Annotated in this window: 20 protein-coding genes; 15 read left to right on the forward strand and 5 right to left on the reverse strand. The window is 69.0% G+C overall.

The features are described from left to right. Positions 1–118 precede the first annotated feature (118 nt). The 6 genes from AC1RL8_RS18365 (at position 119) to AC1RL8_RS18390 (ending at position 5,345) form a co-directional block, all read left to right on the forward strand. Positions 119–976, forward strand: a complete 858-nt coding sequence (locus AC1RL8_RS18365; protein WP_062482136.1) for a 3',5'-nucleoside bisphosphate phosphatase — start codon at positions 119–121, stop codon at positions 974–976. Further along, positions 973–1,950, forward strand: coding sequence for a DMT family transporter (locus AC1RL8_RS18370; protein ID WP_492685911.1), 978 nt, complete (start codon positions 973–975; stop codon positions 1,948–1,950). The genes AC1RL8_RS18365 and AC1RL8_RS18370 overlap by 4 nt, the downstream gene beginning before the upstream one ends. A 16-nt stretch (positions 1,951–1,966) precedes the next feature. Then, positions 1,967–2,602 (forward strand): L-threonylcarbamoyladenylate synthase, encoded by a 636-nt coding sequence (locus AC1RL8_RS18375; RefSeq protein ID WP_095744107.1) that lies wholly within the window; start codon positions 1,967–1,969, stop codon positions 2,600–2,602. A gap of 43 nt (positions 2,603–2,645) precedes the next feature. Then, positions 2,646–3,317: a site-2 protease family protein gene (locus tag AC1RL8_RS18380; RefSeq protein ID WP_062482125.1), complete on the forward strand. Its 672-nt coding sequence runs from the start codon at positions 2,646–2,648 to the stop codon at positions 3,315–3,317. Between the two features lie 17 nt (positions 3,318–3,334). Then, a complete protein-coding gene (locus tag AC1RL8_RS18385; RefSeq protein WP_095744105.1) occupies positions 3,335–4,666 on the forward strand; it encodes a tryptophan--tRNA ligase in 1,332 nt (443 codons plus the stop codon). Positions 4,667–4,742: 76 nt separating this feature from the next. Continuing rightward, entirely contained in the window at positions 4,743–5,345 is a 603-nt protein-coding gene (locus tag AC1RL8_RS18390; RefSeq protein WP_056578680.1) for a LuxR C-terminal-related transcriptional regulator, read from the forward strand. Between the two features lie 90 nt (positions 5,346–5,435). Here the strand turns inward: AC1RL8_RS18390 and AC1RL8_RS18395 are convergent, their stop codons facing one another. Together AC1RL8_RS18395 and shkS are read right to left on the reverse strand one after the other, a co-directional pair. Then, positions 5,436–6,629 carry a hypothetical protein gene (locus tag AC1RL8_RS18395; protein WP_492685910.1) on the reverse strand — a complete coding sequence of 398 codons (1,194 nt, stop codon included), beginning with the start codon at positions 6,627–6,629 and terminating at the stop codon, positions 5,436–5,438. A gap of 104 nt (positions 6,630–6,733) precedes the next feature. Next, entirely contained in the window at positions 6,734–8,149 is a 1,416-nt protein-coding gene (gene shkS, locus AC1RL8_RS18400; RefSeq protein ID WP_070061585.1) for a surface-behavior sensor histidine kinase ShkS, read from the reverse strand. Between the two features lie 198 nt (positions 8,150–8,347). Between shkS and AC1RL8_RS18405 the strand changes: the two genes are divergently transcribed. Further along, positions 8,348–8,749, forward strand: a complete 402-nt coding sequence (locus AC1RL8_RS18405; RefSeq protein WP_307586370.1) for a phage holin family protein — start codon at positions 8,348–8,350, stop codon at positions 8,747–8,749. A gap of 101 nt (positions 8,750–8,850) precedes the next feature. Here AC1RL8_RS18405 and AC1RL8_RS18410 read toward each other — a convergent pair whose 3' ends face one another. Beyond that, the gene (locus tag AC1RL8_RS18410) at positions 8,851–10,053 is read right to left on the reverse strand and encodes an MFS transporter (RefSeq protein WP_492685909.1); all 1,203 of its coding nucleotides are present in this window, start codon (positions 10,051–10,053) and stop codon (positions 8,851–8,853) included. Positions 10,054–10,197: 144 nt separating this feature from the next. On the opposite strand from AC1RL8_RS18410, the gene AC1RL8_RS18415 reads away from it, so the two are divergent. Continuing rightward, a complete protein-coding gene (locus tag AC1RL8_RS18415) occupies positions 10,198–11,139 on the forward strand; it encodes a LysR family transcriptional regulator (protein ID WP_159278056.1) in 942 nt (313 codons plus the stop codon). On the opposite strand, the gene AC1RL8_RS18420 is transcribed toward AC1RL8_RS18415, so the two are convergent. Beyond that, the gene (locus AC1RL8_RS18420; protein WP_492685908.1) at positions 11,115–12,485 is read right to left on the reverse strand and encodes an amidohydrolase; all 1,371 of its coding nucleotides are present in this window, start codon (positions 12,483–12,485) and stop codon (positions 11,115–11,117) included. The genes AC1RL8_RS18415 and AC1RL8_RS18420 overlap by 25 nt on opposite strands. 182 nt (positions 12,486–12,667) lie before the next feature. Here AC1RL8_RS18420 and AC1RL8_RS18425 point away from each other — a divergent pair, with 182 nt between their 5' ends. The 4 genes from AC1RL8_RS18425 (at position 12,668) to AC1RL8_RS18440 (ending at position 19,682) form a co-directional block, all read left to right on the forward strand. Beyond that, positions 12,668–13,618: a LysR substrate-binding domain-containing protein gene (locus AC1RL8_RS18425; protein ID WP_492685907.1), complete on the forward strand. Its 951-nt coding sequence runs from the start codon at positions 12,668–12,670 to the stop codon at positions 13,616–13,618. A 206-nt stretch (positions 13,619–13,824) separates the two neighbouring features. After that, entirely contained in the window at positions 13,825–15,051 is a 1,227-nt protein-coding gene (locus AC1RL8_RS18430; RefSeq protein ID WP_492685906.1) for an efflux RND transporter periplasmic adaptor subunit, read from the forward strand. Between the two features lie 9 nt (positions 15,052–15,060). Then, positions 15,061–18,225, forward strand: coding sequence for an efflux RND transporter permease subunit (locus tag AC1RL8_RS18435; protein WP_492685905.1), 3,165 nt, complete (start codon positions 15,061–15,063; stop codon positions 18,223–18,225). Next, positions 18,225–19,682: an efflux transporter outer membrane subunit gene (locus AC1RL8_RS18440; protein ID WP_492685904.1), complete on the forward strand. Its 1,458-nt coding sequence runs from the start codon at positions 18,225–18,227 to the stop codon at positions 19,680–19,682. The genes AC1RL8_RS18435 and AC1RL8_RS18440 overlap by 1 nt, the downstream gene beginning before the upstream one ends. A 12-nt stretch (positions 19,683–19,694) precedes the next feature. Here the strand turns inward: AC1RL8_RS18440 and AC1RL8_RS18445 are convergent, their stop codons facing one another. Next, a complete protein-coding gene (locus AC1RL8_RS18445; protein WP_492685903.1) occupies positions 19,695–21,122 on the reverse strand; it encodes a short-chain fatty acyl-CoA regulator family protein in 1,428 nt (475 codons plus the stop codon). Positions 21,123–21,242: 120 nt separating this feature from the next. On the opposite strand from AC1RL8_RS18445, the gene AC1RL8_RS18450 reads away from it, so the two are divergent. The 3 genes from AC1RL8_RS18450 to acnD are packed head-to-tail and all read left to right on the forward strand — an operon-like array spanning position 21,243 to position 25,453. After that, positions 21,243–21,644, forward strand: a complete 402-nt coding sequence (locus tag AC1RL8_RS18450) for an acyl-CoA thioesterase (RefSeq protein WP_492685902.1) — start codon at positions 21,243–21,245, stop codon at positions 21,642–21,644. Next, positions 21,641–22,798 carry a bifunctional 2-methylcitrate synthase/citrate synthase gene (gene prpC, locus AC1RL8_RS18455; protein ID WP_492685901.1) on the forward strand — a complete coding sequence of 386 codons (1,158 nt, stop codon included), beginning with the start codon at positions 21,641–21,643 and terminating at the stop codon, positions 22,796–22,798. The genes AC1RL8_RS18450 and prpC overlap by 4 nt, the downstream gene beginning before the upstream one ends. 60 nt (positions 22,799–22,858) lie before the next feature. Continuing rightward, complete coding sequence (gene acnD / locus AC1RL8_RS18460) at positions 22,859–25,453, forward strand: Fe/S-dependent 2-methylisocitrate dehydratase AcnD (protein WP_492685900.1); 2,595 nt, start codon at positions 22,859–22,861, stop codon at positions 25,451–25,453. The last annotated feature ends 1 nt before the right edge of the window (position 25,454 follow it).

Genomic DNA, 25,454 nt, shown 5'->3' on the forward strand with positions numbered 1-25,454 from the left:
GCCCACGGGACGGCACGCGCCAAGCCGCTTGGGCGATGAGGTTAATGCTATTTATCTAGTAGCACCGCAAAGCATCCACACGCCGGTGTCGGCGGACGAGAGCGCCTAGAATCGGCCGGTGTCTTCTACTCTCAATGCCGATCTTCACTGCCACTCCGTGGTCTCCGACGGCACATTGACGCCCGAAGCGCTGGCCGCCCGCGCCGCCGCCAACGGGGTCGAGCTCTGGGCCCTCACCGACCACGACGAGGTCGGCGGCCAGCACCGCGCCGCCGCGGCCGCGCGCGAAAACGGCATGCGCTACCTCACGGGCACCGAGATCTCGGTGACCTTCGCGAACGAAACCGTGCACATCGTCGGCCTGGGCTTCGACCCCGACGACGCCGCCATGTCTCAGGGCCTGTACGACACGCGCGGCGGGCGCGGCAAGCGCGCGCAGGAAATGTCCGAGGGGTTGGCCAAGGTCGGCATCCACGGCGCCTACGAAGGTGCGCTCAAGTTCGTCGGCAATCCCGAGCTGATCTCGCGCACGCACTTCGCGCGCTTCCTGGTCGAGCAAGGCCACTGCCGCGACACCCCCGAGGTGTTCCGCAAGTTCCTCACCGAAGGCAAGCCCGGCTACGTGCCGCACCGCTGGGCCTCGCTGAAGGACGCCGTGCACTGGATCACCGCCGCCAAGGGCATGGCCGTGATCGCGCACCCGGGCCGCTACAAGTTCACGGCCAACGAGGAGTACGCGCTGTTCCTCGAATTCAAGGCGCACGGCGGCCAGGCGATCGAGGTCGTCACGGGCAGCCACACGCCGGCCGAGTTCGTCGAGTACGCCGACAAGGCGCTCGAGTTCGATTTCGCCGCCTCGCGCGGCAGCGATTTCCACAGCCCCGACGAGAGCCACTGCGATCTCGGCAAGCTGCCACCGTTGCCCGGCAGCCTCACGCCGGTGTGGGAACTGCTCGGCCACCGCATCCAGCAGTGAGCCAGAGCCCCGGGCCCGGCATCGACAACGCGGCCAGCGCCGCGCTGGCCCAGGCACGCGCCGCAGCGCAAACCCGCCGCCGCACCGAATCCGAACGCATCCTCGCGGGCATCGGGCTGGTCATCCTGGCGGTGGCCTGCTTCGCCACGCTGGACACCGCCACCAAGTACTCGACGCTCGCCGTGCCGATCCTCATGGGCGTGTGGTTCCGCTATGCCTTCCAGGCCGTGGCCACCACGCTGGTGCTCTTGCCGCTGCGCGGCACGGCCCTGCTGCGCACGCAGCACCCGCGCTACCAGGCGCTGCGCGGGGCGCTGCTGCTGGGCTCGAGCCTCTTTGCCTTCCTGAGCCTGCGCTACATGCCGCTGGCCGAGTTCACGTCGATCGTGCTGATCGCGCCGCTGGTGATCACGCTGCTGGCCGCCACCACGCTCAAGGAACAGGTGTCGCCGCTGCGCTGGACGCTGGTGGCCGGCGGCTTCATCGGCACGCTGGTCATCCTGCGGCCGGGCGGCGGCAGCTTCAGCTGGGCCGTGCTGCTGCCGCTGGGGCTGGTGCTGACCAACGCCTGGTTCCAGGTGCTCACCAGCAAGCTCGCGCAGACCGAGAACCCGCTGACCATGCACTTCTACACCGGCTGGGTCGGCACGCTGCTGGCCTCGGTGGCCGTGCCCTTCGCCTGGACCGCCCTGCCCTCGTGGGAATGGTGGGCGCTGCTGTGCCTCATGGGCTTCATGGGCACGGTGGGCCACTTCATGCTGATCCTGGCCTACCAGCGCGCGCCGGCCTCCACCCTCACCCCGTACCTGTACTCGCAGATCGCCTTCGCGATGCTGGGCGGCTGGCTCATCTTTTCCCACGTGCCCGACCGCTTCTCGCTGATCGGCATGGCGATGATCGCCGTGTGCGGCGCCGCCGGCGCGTGGCTCACCGTGCGCGAGCGGCGCGTGCCGATCGAACCGGCGGAATCCTGATCAGGAGCAATTCACCATGGCCCAGTACTTCGAAGTCCATCCCGAGAACCCCCAGCAGCGCCTGCTGAAGCAGGCCGTGGCGCTGCTCGCGCGCGGCGAGGTCGTGGCGGTGCCCACCGACTCCAGCTACGCGCTGGCCTGCCACCTGGACGACAAGGACGCGGTCGACCAGCTGCGCCGCATCCGCCAGGTCGACGACAAGCACCACCTCACGCTGCTGTGCCGCGACCTGAGCGAGCTGGCCAACTACGCGCGCGTCGACAACAAGCAGTACCGCCTGCTCAAGGCCGCCACGCCCGGCCCCTACACCTTCCTGCTCGAAGCCACCAAGGAAGTGCCGCGCCGCGTGAGCCATCCGCAGCGAAAGACCATCGGCCTGCGCGTGCCCGACCACAAGGTGCTGCTGGAGCTGCTGGAACTGCACGGCGCGCCGCTCCTGGCCACCACCCTCATCGCCCCCGGCGAGACCGAGGCGCTGAACGACGCGCAGGAAATCCGCGAGCGCTTCGAGAAGCAGATCGGCGCCGTCATCGACGCCGGCGCCTGCCCGTCGCAGCCGACCACCGTGGTCGACCTCACGCCCATGGGCACAGGCGACGACCCGGTCGTGGTGCGCCAGGGCCGGGGTGCGCTCGCGGTGCTTGGCCTCTGACGAACGGCTCGGCCGCCCCATTCCTCTCTGACACAATCGCGCAGTGGATATTTCCAATCTGATACAGACGGTTCTGATTTACGCACTGCCGGTGATCTTCGCGATCACCGTGCACGAAGCGGCGCATGGCTACGTGGCGCGCCACTTCGGCGACAACACCGCCGCCATGATGGGCCGCGTGACGCTCAACCCCATGAAGCACATCGACCCCATCGGGACCATCCTGATGCCGTTGATGCTGTACTTCGCGACCTCGGGCGCCTTCCTGTTCGGCTATGCCAAGCCGGTGCCAGTCAACTTCAACCGCCTGCGCCATCCCAAGCGCGACATGGTGTGGGTCGCGCTCGCGGGCCCGGCCTCCAATTTCATCCAGGCCATCCTGTGGGCCGTGCTGCTCATCGTGATCGTGGCGGCCGGCGTCAGTGAAACCTTTTTCATCAAGATGTGCCAGGGTGGCGTGCTGGTCAACCTCGTGATGTGGGCCTTCAACCTGTTCCCGCTGCCCCCGCTCGACGGCGGCCGCGTGCTGGCCGGCCTACTGCCCAGCGGCCCGGCGCAGAATTTCCTGGCGCGCATCGAGCCCTACGGCTTCTTCATCGTGATGGCGCTGGTGCTCGCCGGCATCGTCAGCAACTACTGGCTGCGCCCGCTGATGGATGCCGGCTACTTCGTGGTCAACCTGCTCATCACGCCGCTCAAGGCAATGCTGCTCTAAGTTTCTCCTTCCGTCACATGGCTTCGTCTTCTCCAGCTCCCCTGCGCGTCCTGACCGGCATCACGCCGTCGGGCACGCCCCACCTCGGCAACTACGTCGGCTCCATCCGCCACTCGGTGCGCCAGAGCGTCGCGGCCGGCGTCGAGAGCTACTTCTTCCTGGCCGACTACCACGCGCTCATCAAGGTGCAGGAGCCGGCGCTCATCCAGCGCTCCACGCTCGAAATTGCCGCCAGCTGGCTGGCCTGCGGCCTCGATCCCGAACGCGTCACTTTCTATCGCCAGTCGGACATCGCCGAGATCACCGAGCTCACCTGGTTCCTGACCTGCGTCACCGGCAAGGGCGTGCTCAACCGCGCGCATGCCTACAAGGCCCAGCTCGACAAGAACATCGCCAAGGGCGAGGAGCCCGATGCCGACGTCACGGCCGGCCTGTTCATGTACCCCGTGCTGATGGGCGCCGACATCCTGATGTTCAACGCCCACAAGGTGCCCGTGGGCCGCGACCAGGTGCAGCACATCGAGATGGCGCGCGACATGGCGCAGCGCTTCAACCACCAGTACGGCGAGCACTTCACGCTGCCCGACGCCGAGATCGACGATGCGGTCGCCACCTTGCCCGGCCTCGACGGCCGCAAGATGAGCAAGAGCTACAACAACACGATCCCGCTGTTCGCGCCGCGCGCGCAGCTGCAAAAGCAGATCGCCAGCATCGTCACCGACTCGCGCGCGCCCGGCGAGCCCAAGGACACCGAGGGCTCGGCCCTGTTCCAGATCTACCAGGCCTTCGCCAGCGCCGAGGAAACCGAAGCCCTGCGCAAGGCGTACGCCGACGGCATCGCCTGGGGCGACGCCAAGCAGGTGCTGTTCGAGCGCATCGACCGCGAAGTGGCGCCGCTGCGCGCGCGCTACGAGGCGCTCATGAACGACCCGGCCGAGATCGAGCGCATCCTGCTGCTGGGCGCCGAGAAGGCGCGCAAGCTGTCGCGCCCCTTCATGACCTCGCTGCGCCACGCGGTCGGCCTGCGCAACCTCGCGGCGGGCCGCGACGGCGCCGGCGCCAAGGCCGCCAAGGTGGCAAAGCCCAGCTTCAAGCAATACCGCGAGAAGGCCGACGGCCTGTTCTATTTCAAGCTGCTCGATGCGCGCGGCGAAACCCTTTTGCAAAGCCGTGGATTCGCGTCGCCGCAAGAAGCCGGCCGTACCATCGCCGACTTGCAGGCGCAACGCGGCGCGGCGCTCACGGCACTGGCCGCGCAGCTCGAACCGGTCGACGCGCAACAGGCTCGCGCCGCCACCGAGGCGCTGGAGGCACTGGCGGAGGCAACGTCCACCACCCAGGGACATTGATCCGGCAACAACCCGCGGGCCATCCGCCGGCGGGTGTGACAAGAGAGAAGACGGTGCGATCACAAAGGAAGAAAACATGAGCATTTATGTCATCGACGACCACCCCCTGATGCGCGACGCGATCGTGATGGTCCTGCGTCGCCTGCGCCCCGCCGAGAACATCGTCGAGCTCGAGCGGCTCGACAAGCTCGCCAGTTCGGTCCAGCAGCGTGGCGCGCCCACTCTTTTCTGCCTGGACCTGAAGCTGCCGGACACCAATGGCGTCTCGGGCGTGATCGCGGTCAAGCAGGTCTATCCGAACGTGCCGATCGCCGTGTACTCGGCAGCCCCGGCCGCCGACATGGAAGACGCCTGCATCGAGGCTGGCGCTGACACCTACATCGAGAAGTCGGCCAGCTCCAACGAGCTAGCAGCCGCCCTGCGCGGCCTGCTGATGGCCGGGTCGGAAGACGACACCGAGGAGATGCCGGCCGCCAACAGCGGCAAGCTCTCCAAGCGCCAGACCCAGCTGATCGCCATGCTCGACAAGGGCATGAGCAACCGCGACATCGCCACCGACCTGGAGATCAGCGAACACACGGTGAAGGTGCACCTGTGGCGCCTGTTCCGCCGTCTGGGCGTGAAGAGCCGTACGCAGGCCCTGCACTATGCACGGACGAATGGGCTGCTCTCGGGCTGAGCCCGGAACAGCGTCAGCTTGATCAGGAACCGCGCCTCGTGCGCGGTTTTTTCATGGAGGCGCCCCCTGCAGGCGCCTCCATGCATCCGCTCAGGAGGGCTTTCGCCGGTACACGAGCTGATGCACGACCTCGACGGTGTAGATCCCCTGCGTGTTCGGAACCACTTGATAGACCGCCGCATTGAGGTCGAGCTCGACGTTCTCGGAAAACTCCGTGTCGAAGGTCTTTGAATAGACGGGGACCTTGACGTACGGACTGTCCCGATCGGTGATCAACGTGACCTCGATACGAACCGAGGTCTGCCCTGTCACCTCCCACCCGAGAGGCGCGTTGGCCGGCACTACCGTTCCGGCAATGCGGTATCGCGCCTTGGGCCGCTGGATGGCAACGCGCGGATCATCCGGCCAATAGATCATCCGGGCCCCTTCCAGGCTGTAGCGGAAGGAGAACCCGTTGCTCTTGCCGATCGGGGTCCGCGCCAATGCCCCGGGATTTGCCGTCACTTCATAGGCCGCACTGACCGGTGTGGCCGGCGTGTCAGCCGGCAGGGTTCCGGGGGTCGCGACGACGGTCTCGCCCATTCGGCGGACCAGGAAGTCCAGACTTCCTGCCGAACCGGAACCCATCGAACGCCCCTCGAGTTCGAGCGGGGAATTGATCGCAAAGCAATCCCGCGCATCGAGTGCTGTCGGCCAGAAATCCTTGAAGTGCGTGTCGGGCCGATAGCCGCCGCAGCTCGCATCGGGGATGTACCTGTTTCCGTTGTCCGGCGTGGCAAGCGTCTCGATCAACGCGAACTTGAGATGCGGCCCCGTCGCCGCCGGCGCGGTGGGTGTGACCGTCAGGTAGGCCGCCTCGCTGTCCTTCACCCCGTCGTTCACCACCAGGCGAACGACGAACTCGCCGGGAACGTCCGGGAGGAAAGAAGGGGTTGCACTGTCGGCGCTCGTGAGCACCGCCTTGCTGGTCAAGGGCTTGGACTGCAGCACCCACACGTAGCGCAGCGAGCGCCCTTGCACCGCCTGGCTCGTGCGGCCGTCGAGCTTGAGGACCAGCCCCAGGGTCGTATCGACGGGTTTTGCCACGCGGGCTTGCGGCGGTTCATCCCCGACGGGTGCCGGTGTCTCCGGCTCCGAGGGGCCGGAAGGCCCGCCCGTGCTGGTGCCCGAATTTGGCGAAGGCAGGCCGAAGACAGGCCCTCCGCCGCCACCCCCTCCGCCACCGCATGCGGTCAGCAATGCGAGCGCCGCAACGCCCAACGCATGTTTGAACTGAATAGCCATATCCGCTCGATCCTCCCTTGTGTATTGACAGGGAAGATAGCAGAGCCGGCGACGCATTCGCGCGCTCGCCGCGGCTTCGCGGCACCTGTGTGATCGCGCGCCGCTCAGCCGCCCGACGCACTCACCCGCGCCTGCGCCACCGCTTCGTCGGCGTCGTGCAGCGCCACGCGGAACACGCTGCCGCTGCCCAGGCGCGAGCGCACGCTGACCGGGTGGCCGAGCACGTGCGACAGCCGCGCGACGATGGCCAGGCCGAGGCCGAAGCCGTCGGAGGTGCCGGCGTGGTCGGCGACCTTGTAGAACTCGAGGAACACGTCGCGCAGGTGCTCGGGCGCGATGCCGATGCCGGTGTCCCACACCTCCACGCGCATGCCCTCGCGGGTCTGGCGCGCGGCCAGCAGCACGCCGCCTTCGGTCGTGTATTTGATGGCGTTGGCGAGCAGGTTGCCGATCATGCGGCGCACGCGGATCGGGTCGGTGAGGAACGAGCCCTCGGTCACGTGCACCCGGAAGTCCAGACCCCGGCTCTCGGCCACGGGGCGGTACTGCAGCTCCAGGTCGTGCAGCAACTCGGCCACGTCGACGCGCTCGATGTGCAGGCGCACCTGGCCCGCGTCGATGCGCGCCAGGTCGAACATGGAGTCGAACAGCGCGTTCACCGCATGGGTGGCGCGCACGATCTTCGGGGCCAGTTCGAGCACCAGCTCGGGCTCGTTGCGCAGCCAGTCGGCGTACAGCGACAGCGCCAGCACGGGCTGGCGCATGTCGTGCGCGGCGCTGGCCAGGAAGCGGTTCTTCATGGCCACGGCCGACACCGCCGCCTGCCGCTGCTGCGTGAGCGACTTGATCAGGATGTGGTTGTGGAACAGCAGCTCCAGGCTGTTGCGCGCGGTCTCATGGATGTTGCGGCCGGCGCGCAGCAGCAGGAACCAGTGCAGCGCCGGCAGCAGCGGCATGAGGTAGCCGTACTGGAAATGCGGGTGCTGCATGGTGACGGCCACGAGGCGCACCAGCACCGCGCCGAGCATGGTGATGAACAGCGTGTTGACGTAGCGCTTGAGCAGCGGCGGGTGCAGCGCCAGCCCGTTGAGCGGGAAGGTGCCCACGCCGGCCACGATGAGCCAGCTCATGAACTGGTTGACCTGCGGCGTGCGCTCGAAGAACAGCAGCACCGAGCAGCCCCACACCACCGCGCTGGTGCTCCACACGAAGCCGTAGCGGTCGGTGAACTGCTGCTGCGCGACCGCGCTGCGCCCGGCATAGCGCACGGCGTACACGCGCGCGCCCCAGGCCCGGCAGGCGGTGGCAATGATGCCGGCCGCCAGCCAGGTCAGCAGCTCCCAGCGGGGCACATGGCCCCAGCTCAGGCCGACCATGGCGGGCATGAGCGCCGCCGAGACGAGGTAGGAGCCGCGCGCCGAGCGCATCAGGCTACGGATGAGTTCTCCGCGCACCCACGACTCGGCCTCGTCGGCCGACGCCGGAGCGGGTGTCACGCTTGCGATCGACGCATTCGCCATGGATGCATGACCGTGGTGGATTCGGCCAAACCAGAGAAAGATGGAGACAGGCGCCTGCGCAGGCGCCGGAAGTTCGCGATCTTAACGGCCTGTCGGCCATGGTTTCGGGAAGTAACCGCAGAAAATCCGCCCGCCCCGCGCAGCGGTCCGCCGCGACGCCCCGTTTACCATGCGGGCTGCCGACACACACCGCACGCCATGCTGAACAACATCACCCCTTTCCTCGTCCACTGGGCCATCACCGGCATCTCGCTGTGGGTCGCCAGCCATCTCTTCAAGGGGCTCAAGTTCGACAGCACCGCGGCGCTGATCGTGTCGGCGCTGCTGCTCGGGCTGGCCAACGCCATCGTCAAGCCGCTGCTGATCTTCCTGACGCTGCCGCTGACGCTGCTGACCTTCGGCCTGTTCCTGCTGGTCATCAACGCGCTGATGATCCTGCTGGTGGCGGCGCTGGTGAAGGGCTTCAAGGTGTCGGGCTTCTGGACCGCGCTGTTCGCGAGCATCTTCGTCTCGCTGCTGAGCATCGTCATCGGCTCGTTCGTGACGGGCGGCGACCCGGCCGAGCAGATCCAGATGCCGCAGGGCGGCAACTGGCTCTGAGCGAGCCCCCGCCGGCGGAGACGGTGATGATCCCGTTCCACATCGAGCAGCGCGAAAGCGCCTGAGGCGGTTGCGCGCGAAATGCCGCGCGCGCTTCGGAATCAGTGGGACGACCGGTGTGGCTTCGCGGGAAACCCGTGCGCACGCGATGTCCAGGCAATCAGAAGGCCGGGAAGCAGCAGCACCAGCAGTGCCCATGGAAAAGCGCCGACGCCCGATGTCTCCAGCAACACGCCACCGACGATGCCGCCGCCCGCAATGGCGATGTTCCACACCGTGACGAGGATGGATTGCGCCACGTCCGCGCCGGGGCCGGCTGCTTCGGCCGACGCGGTCTGCAGCAAGGCCCCGGAGCCGCCGAAGGTCAGCCCCCACGCGGCCACCGCGACATAGACCACCACCGGCTGCGAGCCGGCGACGCCCAGGGCCAGCGACGCCAGCGCAAAGCCCGCGAGGGCGAGCAGCACCAGCGAGCGCAGCATGCGGTCGATGAGCAGCCCGCTGATCCAGATGCCGGCCAGCGATGCCACGCCGAAGACCAGCAGCACCGCATCGACCCGATCGGACAGGCCGGCCGGCGCCAGGAACGGCATCACGTAGGTGTAGAGAATGCTGTGCGCCAGCACCCACAGCGCAAGCACGGCCAGCACCGGTCGCACGCCGGGCGTGACGAAGATCCGGCGCACCGGCGCGCGCTTTTCGGCCGGCTGCCCCGGATAGTCGGGCACCTGCAGGAAGACCCAGGCCATCACCGCCAGCGTGAGCAGCGACATGCCACCGAACGCGGTGCGCCAGCCCAGCGTGGCGCCCATCAACGTCCCCAGCGGGACGCCCAGCGACAACGCCAGCGGTGCCCCCAGCCCGGCCACTGCCAGCGCGCGCCCCTTGAGGTGCTCGGGCACCATGCGCCGCGCATAGCCCGCCAGCATTCCCCAGATCAAGCCGCCTGCCATGCCGGCCATGAAGCGCGCAACCAGCGCGACGGCATAGCTCGACGTCAGCGCCGTGAGCGTGTTGAAGGCCAGCACGGCGACCAGCGCCGCGATCAGCAACGGCCGGCGCCGCCAGCCCAGCGTGGCCGCCGTCAGCGGAATGGCCGCAACCAGCGAGCCGATGGCATAGAGGGTCACGAACTGGCCCGCGAGCGCTTCCGACACGCCCAGGTCCTGGCTGATGCGCAAGAGCATGCCGGCCGGCATCGTTTCCGTCAGCAGTGCCAGGAAGCCGGTCATCGACAGGGCCAGCAAGGCGGCCACAGGCAGTCGTTCAGTGCGCTCGCCCACGGTGGCGGTTGTGGTGGTCATTCAGTTGTTTTCCATCGTCTGTGCCCGCGTTGGCCGGGTGGCCCGCGTTGGCGTTCACCGCAGTGTGGGCGGGAATGCATCAATGAAAAATGGGCTAAAGTTTCAAATACATATGACTCTCCAGTCATCAATCAAAGTCGCTCCATGGAAAACCTGGGCTCGCTGAACGTCTTCGTTCGCGCCGGCGAAACGCGCAGCTTCACGGCCGCGGGGCAGCAGTTGGGCATCTCGGCCTCGGCCGTCAGCAAGGCCATCGTGCGGCTCGAAGAACGGCTGGGCGTGCGGCTGTTCCATCGCTCCACGCGCACCGTCCACCTGACGCCGGAAGGCGCGCTGTTCCTGGAGCGCTGCCGGCGCATCCTTTGCGAGGTGGAATCGGCCGAAGCGGAGCTGCTGCAGACACAGAGCGCGCCGCGCGGCAAGCTGCGCATCAGCCTGCCATCGGTGGGCACGCTGTTCATGCCCAAGCTGGCGGCGTTCAAGCGGCTCTACCCCGACATCGAACTGGACATCGACTACGCCGACCGGCTGGTGGACGTCATCGAGGAAGGCTTCGACGCGGTCATCCGCACCGGCGAGCCCAGCGATTCACGGTTGATGGCGCGCCGCATCGGCTCGTGCCGCAAGGTGATCGTCGGTGCGCCGGCCTACTTTCGCCGGGCCGGCGTGCCGCGCGAACCGCAAGACCTGGCAAGCCACGCCTGCCTGCTCTACCGCTTTCCCAGCACCGGCAAGCTGGACGTGTGGCCGCTGGGCCTCGCGGCCGGCTCGCCCCCTGTCGACCTGCCGGCCAGCATGGTGACCAACACGCTCGATCCGCAGGTCTGCTTTGCCGAGCAGGGGCTGGGCATTGCCTGCGTGCCGGAGATCGCCGTGCGCCAGCAATTGGAACAGGGCCGCCTGGTCACGGTGCTGGACGACCACAACCGCGAACACATGATCTTCCACGTGCTGTGGCCGTCGAGCCGGCAGCTGTCGCCCAGGATCCGTGTGTTCGTGGACTTCATCGCGCAGCACCTGTTTCCGCTTTCGGATGCGCTGGAGCAGCCGATTCGCTCAGGTCAGCGCTGCGCGCCCGCCATGTAGTCCACCGTCAGCTGCGTCAGCGTGCGCACGCCCACCAGCAGACTGGCCTCGTCGACGAAGAAGCGCGGCGAGTGGTTGGGCTCGGCCTTGTTCGCGTCGCGGCCGGGCGGCGTGGCGCCGATCATCACGAACAGGCCGGGCGCCTTCTGCGCGAAGAACGAGAAGTCTTCGCCGCCCGTGCCCTTCGGGATCACGATCGGCGTCGCGCCGGGCACGCGCTGCAGGCTGGGCACCATCCTGGCGGTCAGGGCCGGGTCGTTCACGGTGGGAGCGTAGCCGTCGGCCTCGACGCGGACCTCGGCCGTGCCGCCGCCGCTTTGCGCGATGTGCGAGGCGGTCTCGCCCATGCGCTTGATGATGAACTGGCGCATCTCGTCGTCGTAGGTGCGCAGCGTGCCGCTCATCTCCACGCTGTCGGGAATGATGTTGTAGCGCGTGCCCGCGTTGAAGGTGCCCACGCTGAGCACCGAGGGCTCCTTGGTCACGTTGACCTGGCGGCTTGCGATGGTCTGGAAGCCCAGCACGATCTGCGAGCCCAGCACGATCGGATCGACCCCGCTCCAGGGCTGCGAGCCGTGCGTCTGGCGGCCCTTCACGCTGACCTTGAAGGTGTCCGAGCTCGCGGTGATGGGGCCGCTCTTGTAGCCGATCTGCCCGGTGTTCAGCGCCGAGACCAGGTGCAGGCCGAACACCGCGTCGGGCTTGGGCGCGTCGAAGGCGCCTTCGGCCAGCATGCGGCGCGCACCGCCGATCTCGGCATTGGGCAGTTTTTCTTCGGCCGGCTGGAAGATCAGCTTCACGGTGCCGGGCAGCTGCGCCTTCATCGAGGCCAGCACCTCGGCCACGCCCATGAGGATCGCCACGTGGCCGTCGTGCCCGCAGGCGTGCATCACGTCGACCGTCGCAAAGCCCCACTGGGCACGCGCCTTGGAAGCGAAGGGCACGTCGACCTGCTCCTTCACGGGCAGCGCGTCCATGTCGGCACGCAGCGCCACCACCGGGCCGGGCTTGCCGCCGCGCAGCGTGGCGACCACGCCGGTCACGGCCACGCCCTCGCGCACCTCGTAGCCCAGCGCCTTCAGGTGGGCCGCGACCAGCGCGGCGGTGCGCTTTTCCTGGTTGCCCAGCTCGGGGTGCTGGTGGATGTCGCGGCGCCAGTCGATCACCTTCTGCTCGATGGCCTTGGAGCGTTCAGCGATCAGCGGGTACAGCGGCACGGCTGCGGCCGGCGCGGGCGATGCGGCAGCAGCCGCAGCAGGCGCCTCTTGCGCCGAGGCGCACAGGGACGAGACGGCAAGGACGATGGGCAGGCACAGGCGCGCGGCCGGACGGAATCGGTGGGACATGGTGATGTGTTGTCAGAAAAGCAAGAAAGGGAAGAACCCGCCGGGCGGGAGCCCTTCGTCCGCACGGCCCCGTCGGGCCGGCAGCCGATGCGCCCTTGTCTGCCGCCCGACCCCGTGAGCGTAGGAAGGCCACCGATTGGCGTCCAATCGCTTTTGCATCGACTGATAATGATTGCCTATCGATGGCTGCCGACATACCTACGCCCTCCTCCGTGCTGCACGAGCGGCTGCTCGCGCGCCTGCGCCTGCGCCACCTGAAGCTCATCGACGCGCTGGCCGCGCACTCGCACCTGCGCCGCGCGGCCGAGGCGATCCACATCAGCCAGCCGGCGGCCACGCAGATGCTGCAGGAGGTCGAGGGCCTGCTCGACACCCCGCTGTTCGAGCGCCACGCGCGCGGCATGCGCATCACCGAGGCCGGGCGCCTGCTGGCGCTGCACGCGCGCATGGTGATCGACGCCATGCAGGTGGCCAGCGACGGCCTTGCGGCGCTGGCCGCGCAGGAGACGCGCGCGCTGCGCATCGGCGCCATCGAGGCGGCCATCGCCAGCGTGCTGCAGCCCGCGCTGAACCTGCTGCATGCGAAGCACCCCAAGCTGCGCCTGTTCATCGAGGAAGGCAACATCGAGCGGCTCACGATCGGCCTGCGCGCGGGCGCCTTCGACGCCGTGCTGCTGCGCCAGCCGGCGCGCGTGCCCGATGCCCACCGCTTCGTGCCGCTGCGCAGCGACGAGGTGGTGGTCATCGCCGGCATCGGCCACCCGGCCGTGCAGCGCAAGCGCCTGCGGCTGCGCGACCTCGCCGAGTCGCGCTGGGTGCTGCCACCCGCGCACTTCGCGGTGCGCCAGGTGATGGAAGCCGCCTGGGCCGCCGAGCGGATCGTGCCGCGCCCGCATGCCATCCAGGTGCTTACGCCGCAGCTGGTGCGTGCCCTGCTCTCGCAGCCCGACGTGGTGGTGCCGGTGCCGCGCACCGTGCTCGACCAGCTCGACCGCACGGCCGTGGCCGAGCTGCCGCTGCGCATGAACGCGCCCATCGCGCCGCTGGGCATCCTCTACCGCACCGACAACGAGGTCGGGCCGCTGCAGCTGCTGGTCGATTTCCTGGTCGCGCAGGCGAAGAAGAAGCCATAGAGGGCGCTTCAGGCGGTTTTTTCATGCGGGCAATGCCCCGCTTCACACCCGCTTAACTGTGGGGCCGCACACTCGACGCCACCCGCCAGTCCCCTCCGGACATGGCACGGTTTCCGCTCTGTAAAGTTCGCCGCCCTCGCGCCGCGGCATTGAACTCGACGGCGCGAGCCCGCTCCATCTTTGGCTTTCGTTACTTCTGCCTGTCCATGCCCGTCCACTTTGCCTCCCGCTCCGCCCCGCTCCTCACGGCCCTGTGCATCGCCGCCGCCCTCGCGGGGTGCTCGCGCACCAATGTGGAGGCCCCCGGCGCGGCCAAGGCGGCCAACGCTCCGGCAAAGGAAGTCGGCATCGTCACGCTCAAGTCCGAGGTGCTGGCCCTGAGCACCGAGCTGCCCGGGCGCACCGCGGCCCCGGTGATCGCCGAGATCCGCCCGCAGGTCGGCGGCATCCTCAAGGAGCGGCTCTTCACCGAAGGCTCGCAGGTCAAGGCCGGCCAGGTGCTCTACCAGCTCGACCCCGCCTCGCTGCAGGCCGCCCATGCCAGCGCGCAGGCCAGCGTGCGCAAGGCCGAGTCGGCCCTGGCCACGGCCCGCACGGTCGCCAAGCGCAATGCCGAGCTGGTGAAGATCGACGCCATCAGCCGCCAGGTGTTCGACGAGACCCAGGCCGCCGAGCAGCAGGCCGAGGCCGACCTCGGCGTGGCCCGCGCCGCCGAGCAGACCGCGCGCATCCAGCTGGGCTACACGCGCATCACCTCGCCCATCACCGGCTGGGCCGAGCTGTCCACCGTCACGCCGGGCGCGCTGGTCACAGCCAACCAGGCGGCGGCCATGACCACCGTGCAGCAGCTCGACCCGATCCACGTGCACGTCACGCAGTCCAGCAGCGAGCTGCTGCGCCTGAAGCGCGAGCTGGCCAGCGGCCGGCTGCAGCGCGCCAGCGAGGCCGAGGCGCGCATCCAGCTGCTGCTGGAAGACGGCAGCCCCTACCCGCACGCCGGGCGCCTCACCTTCAGCGGCGTGACGGTCGATGCCGGCACCGGCAGCGTCACGCTGCGCGCCGTGGTGCCCAACCCCGACAAGCTGCTGATGCCCGGCATGTACGTGCGCGCCGTGCTGCAGGAAGGCGTGAACGACGCCGCGCTGCTGGTGCCGCAGCAGGCCGTCACGCGCGCGCCCGACGGCAGCGCCTCCACGCTGGTGATCGATGCCGAGGACAAGGTCCAGAAGCGGCCCATCCGCATCGGCCGCGCCATCGGCACGCGCTGGCAGGTGATCGACGGCCTGGCCGCGGGCGACCGCGTGCTCATGGAAGGCTCGCAGCGCGTGAAGGTGGGCGACAAGGTGCGCACGGTTGACCTGGGCGCCAGGCCGGCGGGTGCCGCCGTAGCGAGCGCCACGCCCGACGCCACCTCCGCCACCATCGCGCGCTGAGGCCCCGCCATGGCCCAGTTCTTCATCGACCGCCCCATCTTCGCGTGGGTGCTTTCCATCGTCGTCATGCTCGCCGGCCTGATGGCCATCCGCACGCTGCCGCTGGAGCAGTACCCCGACATCGCGCCGCCGCGCGTGTCCATCAACGCCACCTACACCGGCGCCTCGGCCAAGACGGTCGAAGACTCCGTCACCCAGGTCATCGAGCAGCAGATGAAGGGGCTGGACAACCTGCTGTACATGCAGTCGACCAGCAACTCGTCGGGCGTGGCGCGCCTGTCGCTCACCTTCAACGCGGGCACCAACATCGACGTGGCCCAGATGCAGGTGCAGAACAAGCTGCAGCAGGCCATGTCGCGCCTGCCGCAGCAGGTGCAAAGCCGCGGCGTCACCGTGACCAAGGGAGGCAACGACTTCCTGCTGATCGTCTCGATGTTCTCCGGCGACGGCAGCGCCTCGGCGGTGGACGTGGGCGACTACATCAGCAGCAACCTGGTCGACGTCATCAGCCGCGTCGACGGCGTGGGCGAGGTGCAGACACTGGGCACCGGCTACGCCATGCGCCTGTGGCTGGACCCCGACAAGCTGCGCAAGTACGCGCTCATGCCCTCCGACGTGGGCAGCGCCATCACCGCGCAGAACGCGCAGGTGTCGGCCGGCCAGCTCGGCGCGCTGCCGGCCGGTGCGCAGCAGCAGCTCAATGCCACCATCACCGCGCGCAGCAAGCTGAAGACGGTCGAGGAGTTCGAGAACGTGGTGCTGCGCGCCACGCCCGACGGCGCCGTGGTGCGCCTGCGCGACGTGGCGCGTGTCGAGCTGGGCGCCGAGAACCTCACGGTGCGCTCGGTGCTCGGCGGTCGTCCGGGCGCCGGCATGGGCATCGTGCTGGCCGACGGTGCCAACGCGGTGCAGGTGGCCGAGGCCGTGAAGGCCAAGGTGGCCGAGCTGCAACCGCTCTTTCCCAACCAGATGCAGACCTTCGTGAGCTACGACACCACGCCCTTCGTGAGTGCGTCGATCGACGAGGTGGTGAAGGCGCTGGCCGAGGCCATGGTGCTGGTCGTGCTGGTGATGTACATCTTTTTGCAGAACTTCCGCGCCACGCTGATCCCGGCCATTGCCGTGCCGGTGGTGCTGCTGGGCACCTTCGGCGTGCTCTCGGTGGCGGGCTACTCGATCAACACGCTCACCATGTTCGGCATGGTGCTGGCCATCGGCCTGCTGGTGGACGACGCCATCGTGGTGGTGGAGAACGTCGAGCGCGTGATGCACGAGGAGGGCCTGTCGCCCAAGGAGGCCACGCGCAAGTCGATGGCCGAGATCACGCCCGCGCTGGTGGGCATCGCGCTGGTGCTGTCGGCCGTGTTCATCCCGATGGCCTTCTTCGGCGGCTCGACCGGCGTGATCTACCGCCAGTTCTCGATCACCATCGTCTCGGCCATGGCGCTGTCGGTGTTCGTGGCGCTCACGCTCACGCCGGCGCTGTGCGCCACGCTGCTCAAGCCTGTCGCCAAGGGCGGCCACGCGGCCCCGCGCAAGGGCGTGCTGGGCGCGGTCGACCGCTTCTTCGCGGGCTTCAACCGCCGCTTCGACCAGGGCGCCGACCGCTACCAGGGCATCGTCGGCGGCATCGTGCGGCGCGGCAAGCGCAGCCTCGTGGTGTACCTGCTCATCGCCGCCGTGATGGCGCTGCTGTTCATGCGCCTGCCCACCTCCTTCCTGCCCGATGAAGACCAGGCCTTCCTGCAGGTTCAGGTGACGCTGCCGCCGGGCGCGTCGGATGCGCGGCTGCAGCCGGTGGTCACGCAGATGCAGGACTACTTCACCAAGCAGCCCGAGGTGGTGAGCGTGAACGTGATCACCGGGCAGAACGGCGACCAGAGTTCGGCGCGCGCCTTCGTCAAGCTGAAAGACTGGGCCGAGCGCGAAGGCGCCGGCCAGTCGGCCGCCGAACTCGCGCGGCGCGCCAACAAGGAGCTCTCGACCATCCGCGACGCGCGCATCTTCGTGCTGCTGCCGCCGGCGGTGCGCGGGCTCGGCGCCAACGCGGGCTTCAACTTCCACCTGAAGGACATCAACGGGCTGGGCCACGACGCACTGGTGAAGGCGCGCGACCAGTTCATCGACCTGCTCTCCAAGCGCCCCGAGGTGGCGAACGTGCGCAGCAACAACCTGGACGACACGCCGCAGTTCGCGGTGGACATCGACGACGCGCGCGCCGGCGCGGCCAGCCTGGCCACGTCCGACATCGACAGCACCCTGTCGAGCGCGATGGGCGGCACCTACATCAACGACTTCCTGGACAACGGCCGCGTCAAGCGCGTGTACATGCAGGGCGACACGGCCTTCCGCATGCTGCCCACCGACATCGACCGCTGGAGCGTGCGCAACAGCCTGGGCCAGATGGTGCCGTTCCCGGCCTTCTCCAGCTCGCGCTGGACCTACGGCTCGCCGCAGCTGCAGCGCTACAACGGCAGCCCCAGCTACGAGTTCGTCGGCGATGCCGCACCGGGCGTGAGCTCGGGCGACGCCATGGCCGCGGTCGACGAAGTGATGAAGCAGATGCCCGCCGGCATCGGCTACGAATGGACCGGCGCCTCGTTCCAGGAACGCCTGTCGGGCGCGCAGGCGCCGGTGCTCTACGCCATCTCGATCCTGTTCGTGTTCCTGTGCCTTGCGGCCCTGTACGAGAGCTGGTCGGTGCCGTTCTCGGTGATCCTGGTGGTGCCGCTGGGCATCGTGGGTGCACTGCTGTTCACCAGCCTGCGCGGCCTGAGCAACGACGTGTACTTCCAGGTCGGCCTGCTCACCACAGTGGGCCTGTCGTCCAAGAACGCGATCCTGATCGTCGAGTTCGCCAAGCAGCTGCAGGAGCAGGGCAAGGGCGTGATCGAGGCCACGCTGGAGGCCGTGCGGCTGCGGCTGCGCCCCATCCTCATGACCTCGCTGGCCTTCGGCTTCGGCGTGCTGCCGCTGGCCATCGGCACCGGCGCGGGCGCGGGTGGACGCCAGTCGATCGGCACCGCGGTGCTGGGCGGCATGGTGGTCGGCACCGCGCTGGGCATCTTCTTCGTGCCGTTGTTCTTCGCGATGATCCGCGGCTGGCTGGAAGGCCGCCGCAAGCCGGCCGACACGCCGCCGGATGCCTTGCCCGCAGAGCAGGGAGCGCAATGATGAAGCGCACCACCCTGCCCCGCCTTCCCCTGCGCGCAGTGGCCTGCGCCGCCCTGGCCTCGGTCGTGCTCGCCGGCTGCGTCAACCTCGCGCCTGCCTACGAAACGCCCGCCTCGCCCGTGCCATCGACCCTGCCCTCGGCTGGCATCACGACGACCACACCCCTGGACATCGGCTGGCGCGACTTCTTCGTCGACAAGCAGCTGCAGGGCGTGATCGAGCTCGCGCTCGCCAACAACCGCGACCTGCGCGTGGCGGCGCTCAACATCGAGCGTGCGCGCGCCCAGTACGGCATCGCGCGGGCCGACCTGTTCCCCACCGTCAACGCCGGCGCCGCCGGCACGCGCTCGCGCACGCCGGGCAGCCTGTCGACCAGCGGCGAATCGCGCATCGCCTCGCAGTACAGCGCCAACCTCGGCATGACGGCCTACGAACTCGACCTGTTCGGGCGCGTGCGCAACCTCGGCGAATCGGCGCTGCAGGGCTACTTCCAGACCGAGGAGACGCAGCGCAGCACGCAGATCAGCCTCGTGGCCTCCGTCGCCACGGCGTGGCTGCAACTGGCCGCCGACGAGCAGCGCCTGCAGCTGGCGCGCGGCACGCTCGAGAGCCAGCGCAAGTCCTTCGAGCTGGTGCAGCGCAGCCACGCGCTTGGCGCGCAGTCGGGCCTGGCGCTGGCGCAGGCGCAGAGCACCGTCGATGCCGCGCGCGCCGACGCCGCGGCCTTCGACAGCCAGGTCGAGCAGGACCGCAACGCGCTGGCGCTGCTGGTCGGCGCCACGCCGCCGCCCGAGCTGCTGCCGAGCGCCGCCACGACCGCCGACGTGGCGCAACTGCTCGTGCCCCCGGCCGGCCTGTCGTCGAGCGTGCTGCAGCAGCGGCCCGACGTGCGCGCCGCCGAGCACGCGCTGCGCGCGAGCAACGCCGACATCGGCGCGGCGCGCGCGGCTTTTTTCCCGCGCATCGCGCTCACCGCCTCGGCCGGCACCGCGAGCAGCACGCTCTCGGGCCTGTTCGCGAGCGGCAGCAAGGCCTGGAGCTTCGCGCCGTCGATCAGCGTGCCGATCTTCGACGGCGGCGCCAACCGCGCCAACCTGCAGGTGGCGCAGGCGCAGCAGAAGATCCAGATCGCCACCTACGAGAAGGCCGTGCAGACCGCCTTCCGCGAAGTGGCCGACGCCCTGGCCGAACGCCGCACGCTGGCCGAGCGCCTCGACGCACAGCGCTCGCTGCGCGCCGCCACCGCGCGCAGCTTCGAGCTCTCGCAGTCGCTCTTCAAGAGCGGCGCCGCCAACTACCTCGACGTGCTGGACGCGCAGCGCAGCGACTATGCGGCGCAGCAGACGCTGATCGGCTTGCAGCTCACGGAGCAGACGAACCGGCTGGCGATCTACAAGGCGCTGGGGGGTGGGTGGAGCGAGGCGTCCGGCACGCAGCAGCCTGCGCAAGGCGACTGATACGCCGCCGCCCTACGCACCGGCCACGGCGTAGGGCGTGAACCTGCTTTCGTTCTCGTTCACATCCAGCGGCCGCCCGATGAACGGGAACGCCCGCTGCGGGCAGGCCACACGCTCGCAGACCTTGCAGCCCATGCCGATGGGTGTGGGCACGTCGGGGTCCTTCAGGTCCAGGCCCTTGGCGTAGACCAGGCGCGGGGCGTGGCGGATGTCGCAGCCCAGGCCGATCGAGAAGGTCTTGCTCGGTGAGCCGAAGCCGCGCTGGCCGTGCGACACGGTGCGCGCGATCCACAGGTAGGCGCGGCCGTCGGGCATGCGCGCCAGCTGCGGCAGCACGCGCCCGGGCTGCGCGAAGGCCTCGTACACGTTCCACAGCGGGCAGGTGCCGCCGGTCTTCGAGAAGTGGAAGTGCGTGGCCGACTGCCGCTTGGAGATGTTGCCGGCCCGGTCCACGCGGATGAAGAAGAAGGGCACGCCCGACGCGCCCGGGCGCTGCAGGCTGCTCAGGCGGTGGCACACGGTTTCGAAGCCGACGCCGAACTGGCGCGCGAGCAAATCGATGTCGTAGCGCAGCGCCTCGGCCGCCTGCAGGAACGGGCCGTAGGGCAGCAGCACGGCGGCCGCGAAGTAATTGGCCAGCCCGATGCGCGCGAGCGCATGGGCCGGGGCGTCGCCGAAATCGGCCTGCACGACCAGCGACTCGATGAGCGCAGCCTGCTCCAGCAGCGCCAGCTGCGTGGCCAGCTGGAAGGCCTGCTGGCCCGGCTCCAGGCCCGCCGACAGGCGCAGCACGCGGCGGGCCGGGTCGTAGCGGCGCTGGCTGTCGAGCGCGCCCTCCCCTTCGTCGCCCGGCACCACGCGCACGCCGTGGGCCGAAAGAAGCCGCTGCTGGAGCCATTCGGCGAGCGGTCCGCCGTTCGCACGGGCCTCGGCGGCGAGCGATTCGGCGGCGGTGTCGAGCGGGTCGAAATGGTTCTGGTGGGCAAAGAAGAAATCGCGCACCACCTCGAAGGGCATCGGCCGGCTGCGCGAGATGTCGCCGCGCCCATCGCCGAGTTCGGCGGCCATGAGCTCCAGCCGCTCCTGCGCCTCCTGGTGGCGGCGGTGCAAGGCGAGCAGCGCGCGCGCCACGGCCGGCATCTGCGACGCCACCTCGCGCAGCTCGGGCAACGCCACGGCCTCGCCGCCGGGGTTGTCCGCCAGCGCCTCGCGCATGCTCGCCACGAGCCGCGCCTCTTCGTCTTCGGAGAACTGCTGCACGTCGACACCGAGCGTCTTGCTGATGCGCAGCAGCACCGCCACCGTGAGCGGGCGCTGGTTCTGCTCGATCTGGTTCAGGTAGCTCGGCGACAGGCCCAGCATCTGGGCCAGCGCCACCTGCGTGAGGCCGCGTTCGGCGCGCAGCGTGCGCAGGCGCACGCCCATGAAGGTCTTGCTCATCGGGTCACCTCGTGGGTCTTTGCGGTATTCGCAATATTTGCAAAATCAGCCATCTTCATTCGCAATTATTCGCCAATTCAGGCCTTCATTATGGGCGTTCGATTGCGTAAATTGCGAAGCATGACCCAACGATCCGCCGCCATCGAGCTGACCGACATCGTGTTCCCCGAGCACGCCAACCACTACGGCACGCTGTTCGGCGGCAACGCCCTGCTGCTGATGTCCAAGGCCGCCTTCCTCGCTGCGCGCGCCTTCGCGAAGTCCGACGTGGTGATGGCCAGCCTGGGCGACGCGCAGTTTTTGGCGCCCGTGCCCGTCGGCCATGTGCTGCGCCTGCGGGCCTGGGTGACGCGCGCCGGGCGCAGCTCGCTCACGGTCTGCGTCACCGGCGCGGCCGAGCCGCCCGATGGCGAAGCCCGCCCTTCGCTGAAAGGCCTGTTCGAGATGGTGGCCGTCGATGGCCGCGGCCGTCCCGCGCGCCTGCGCAACACCTACCTGCACACCGACAAGGAACCCGCATGAACGACATCGCTACTCCCCCCGGCTTCAAGCCCAAGAAATCCGTCGCCCTGTCGGGCGTGACCGCCGGCAACACCGCCCTGTGCACCGTCGGCCGCACCGGCAACGACCTGCACTACCGCGGCTACGACATCCTGGACATCGCCGAGGTCTGCGAGTTCGAGGAAATCGCGCACCTGCTGGTGCACGGCAAGCTGCCCACGTCCGCCGAGCTGCGCGCCTACAAGGCCAAGCTCAAGGCCATGCGCGGCCTGCCCGCGAGCCTGAAGGAGGCGCTGGAACAACTGCCCGCCAGCGCGCACCCGATGGACGTGATGCGCACCGGCGTCTCGTCGCTGGGCTGCCTGCTGCCCGAGAAGGAAGACCACAACCTGCCCGGCGCGCGCGACATCGCCGACCGCCTGATGGCCTCGCTCGGCTCGATGCTGCTGTACTGGTACCACTGGTCCACGCAGGGCCGGCGCATCGAGGTCGAGACCGACGACGACTCCATCGGTGCGCACTTCCTGCACCTGCTGCACGGGCGCAAGCCCAGCGCGCAGTGGGAGCGCGCGATGCACACCTCGCTCAACCTCTATGCCGAGCACGAGTTCAACGCCTCCACCTTCACGGCGCGCGTGGTCGCAGGCACGGGCTCCGATGTGTACTCGGCCATCACCGGCGCCATCGGCGCGCTGCGCGGCCCCAAGCACGGCGGTGCGAACGAGGTGGCCTTCGAGATCCAGAAGCGCTACGACGCACCCGACGAGGCCGAGGCCGACATCCGCCGCCGCGTCGCAGCCAAGGAGGTCGTGATCGGCTTCGGCCACCCGGTCTACACCGTGAGCGACCCGCGCAACGTGGTCATCAAGGGCGTGGCGCGCACGCTGTCGCAGGAGGCCGGCTCGACCAAGATGTTCGACATTGCCGAGCGGCTCGAGGCCGTGATGTGGGAGGTGAAGCAGATGTTCCCCAACCTCGACTGGTTCAGCGCCGTGAGCTACCACATGATGGGCGTGCCCACCGCCATGTTCACGCCGCTGTTCGTCATTGCGCGCACATCAGGCTGGGCGGCGCACATCATCGAGCAACGCATCGACAACAAGATCATCCGGCCCAGCGCCAACTACACGGGCCCCGAAGACCTGAAGTTCGCGCCGATCCAGGATCGGAAGTAAAAACACGAGAAGAAGAAAAGCGCCCGTGCCTGCGCGCGGGTGCCGAGCGACAAGCGCCCCATGAACACCGACTACCGCAAGAACCTTCCCGGCACCGCGCTGGACTACTTCGACGCACGCGAAGCCGTCGAGGCGATCCGCCCCGGCGCCTGGGCCACGATGCCCTACACCGCGCGCGTGCATGCCGAGAACCTCGTGCGCCGCTGCGACCCGGCGATCCTCGTGCAGAGCCTCACGCAGCTCATCGAGCGCCGGCGCGACCATGACTTTCCGTGGTTCCCCGCGCGCGTGGTCTGCCACGACATCCTCGGCCAGACCGCGCTGGTCGATCTGGCCGGCCTGCGCGACGCCATCGCCGAACAGGGCGGCGACCCGTCGCAGGTGAACCCCGTGGTGCCGGTGCAGCTCATCGTCGACCATTCGCTGGCGGTGGAGTGCGGCGGTTTCGACCCCGATGCCTTCGCGAAGAACCGCGCCATCGAGGACCGGCGCAACGAAGACCGCTTTCACTTCATCGAATGGACGAAGCGGGCCTTCCGCAACATGGAGGTGATACCGCCGGGGAACGGGATCATGCACCAGATCAACCTGGAGCGGATGTCGCCCGTCGTGCATGCGCAGGACGGCGTGGCCTACCCCGACACGCTGGTCGGCACCGACAGCCACACGCCGCACGTCGATGCGCTGGGCGTGGTCGCCGTCGGCGTGGGCGGGCTCGAGGCCGAGAACGTGATGCTGGGCCGCGCCTCGTGGATGCGGCTGCCCGACATCGTCGGCGTGCGCCTCGCGGGCCGGCCGCAGCCGGGCATCACGGCCACCGACGTCGTGCTCGCGCTCACCGAGTTCCTGCGCGCAGCAAAGGTCGTGGGCGCGTACCTCGAGTTCCACGGCGAAGGCGCGGCCAGCCTCACGCTGGGCGACCGCGCGACCATCTCCAACATGGCCCCCGAGTACGGCGCCACCGCGGCGATGTTCGCCATCGACACGCAGACGCTCGACTACCTGCGCCTCACAGGCCGCGCCGACGAGCAGGTGCGCCTGGTCGAGGTCTATGCGAAGCAGGCGGGCCTGTGGGCCGACACGCTCGCCGAGGTCGTGTACGAGCGCGTGCTGCAGTTCGATCTGTCGACGGTCGTGCGCAACATGGCCGGCCCGTCGAACCCGCATGCGCGCGTGGCCACCGCCGACCTCGCGGCGCGCGGCATCGCCGCACCGTGGGACGAGGTGCCCGGCCAGATGCCCGACGGCGCGGTGATCATCGCGGCCATCACCAGCTGCACCAACACCAGCAACCCGCGCAACGTGATCGCCGCAGGCCTGCTCGCGCGCAACGCCAACCGCGTGGGCCTGGCGCGCAAGCCTTGGGTCAAGACCTCGCTCGCGCCCGGCTCGAAGGCGGTCACGCTGTACCTGGAAGATGCGGGCCTGATGCGCGAGCTCGAACAGCTGGGCTTCGGCGTGGTCGCCTATGCCTGCACCTCGTGCAACGGCATGTCGGGCGCGCTCGATCCGGCCATCCAGCAGGAGATCGTGGAGCGCGACCTGTACGCCACGGCCGTGCTCTCGGGCAACCGCAACTTCGACGGGCGCATCCACCCGTACGCGAAGCAGGCCTTCCTGGCCTCGCCGCCGCTGGTGGTGGCCTACGCGATTGCGGGCACGGTGCGCTTCGACATCGAGAAGGACGTGCTCACGGTGGTCGACGGCAAGGAGATTCGCCTGAAAGACCTCTGGCCGAGCGACGAAGAGATCGACGCCATCGTGAAAGCCAGCGTGAAGCCCGCGCACTTCCGCCAGGTGTACGAGCCGATGTTCGCGATCCAGCCCGACACGGGCGAGCAGGTGGCGCCGCTGTACGACTGGCGCCCCGCCTCCACCTACATCCGCCGCCCGCCGTACTGGGAAGGCGCGCTGGCCGGCGAACGCACGCTCACGGGCATGCGTCCGCTGGCGATCCTGCCGGACAACATCACGACCGATCACCTCTCGCCGTCGAACGCGATCCTGCTGGACAGCGCAGCCGGCCAGTACCTGCAGCGCATGGGCCTGCCCGAGGACGACTTCAACTCCTACGCCACCCACCGCGGCGACCACCTCACGGCGCAGCGCGCCACCTTCGCCAACCCCACGCTGAAGAACGAGATGGTGCGCAAGGCCGACGGCACGGTGCGCGCCGGATCGCGCGCGCGCGTGGAGCCCGAGGGCGAGGTGATGCGCATGTGGGAGGCCATCGAGACCTACATGCTGCGCAAGCAGCCGCTGATCATCGTGGCCGGCGCCGACTACGGCCAGGGCTCGTCGCGCGACTGGGCCGCCAAGGGCGTGCGGCTGGCCGGCGTGGAAGCGATCGCGGCCGAAGGCTTCGAGCGCATCCACCGCACCAACCTGATCGGCATGGGCGTGCTGCCGCTCGAATTCAAGCCGGGCACCAATCGCCTCACGCTGGGCCTGGATGGCACCGAAACGTACGATGTGACCGGCGAGCGCAACCCGCGCGCCGACCTCGTGCTGGTCGTGCACCGCCGCAATGGCGAACGGCTCGACGTGCCCATGACCTGCCGCCTCGACACCGCCGAAGAGGCCTCCATCTACGAAGCCGGCGGGGTGCTGCAGCGCTTTGCGCAGGACTTCCTCGCCGCCACGAAAGCCGACTGAC

The organism is Variovorax sp. GW822-FHT04E09, from assembly GCF_058800845.1.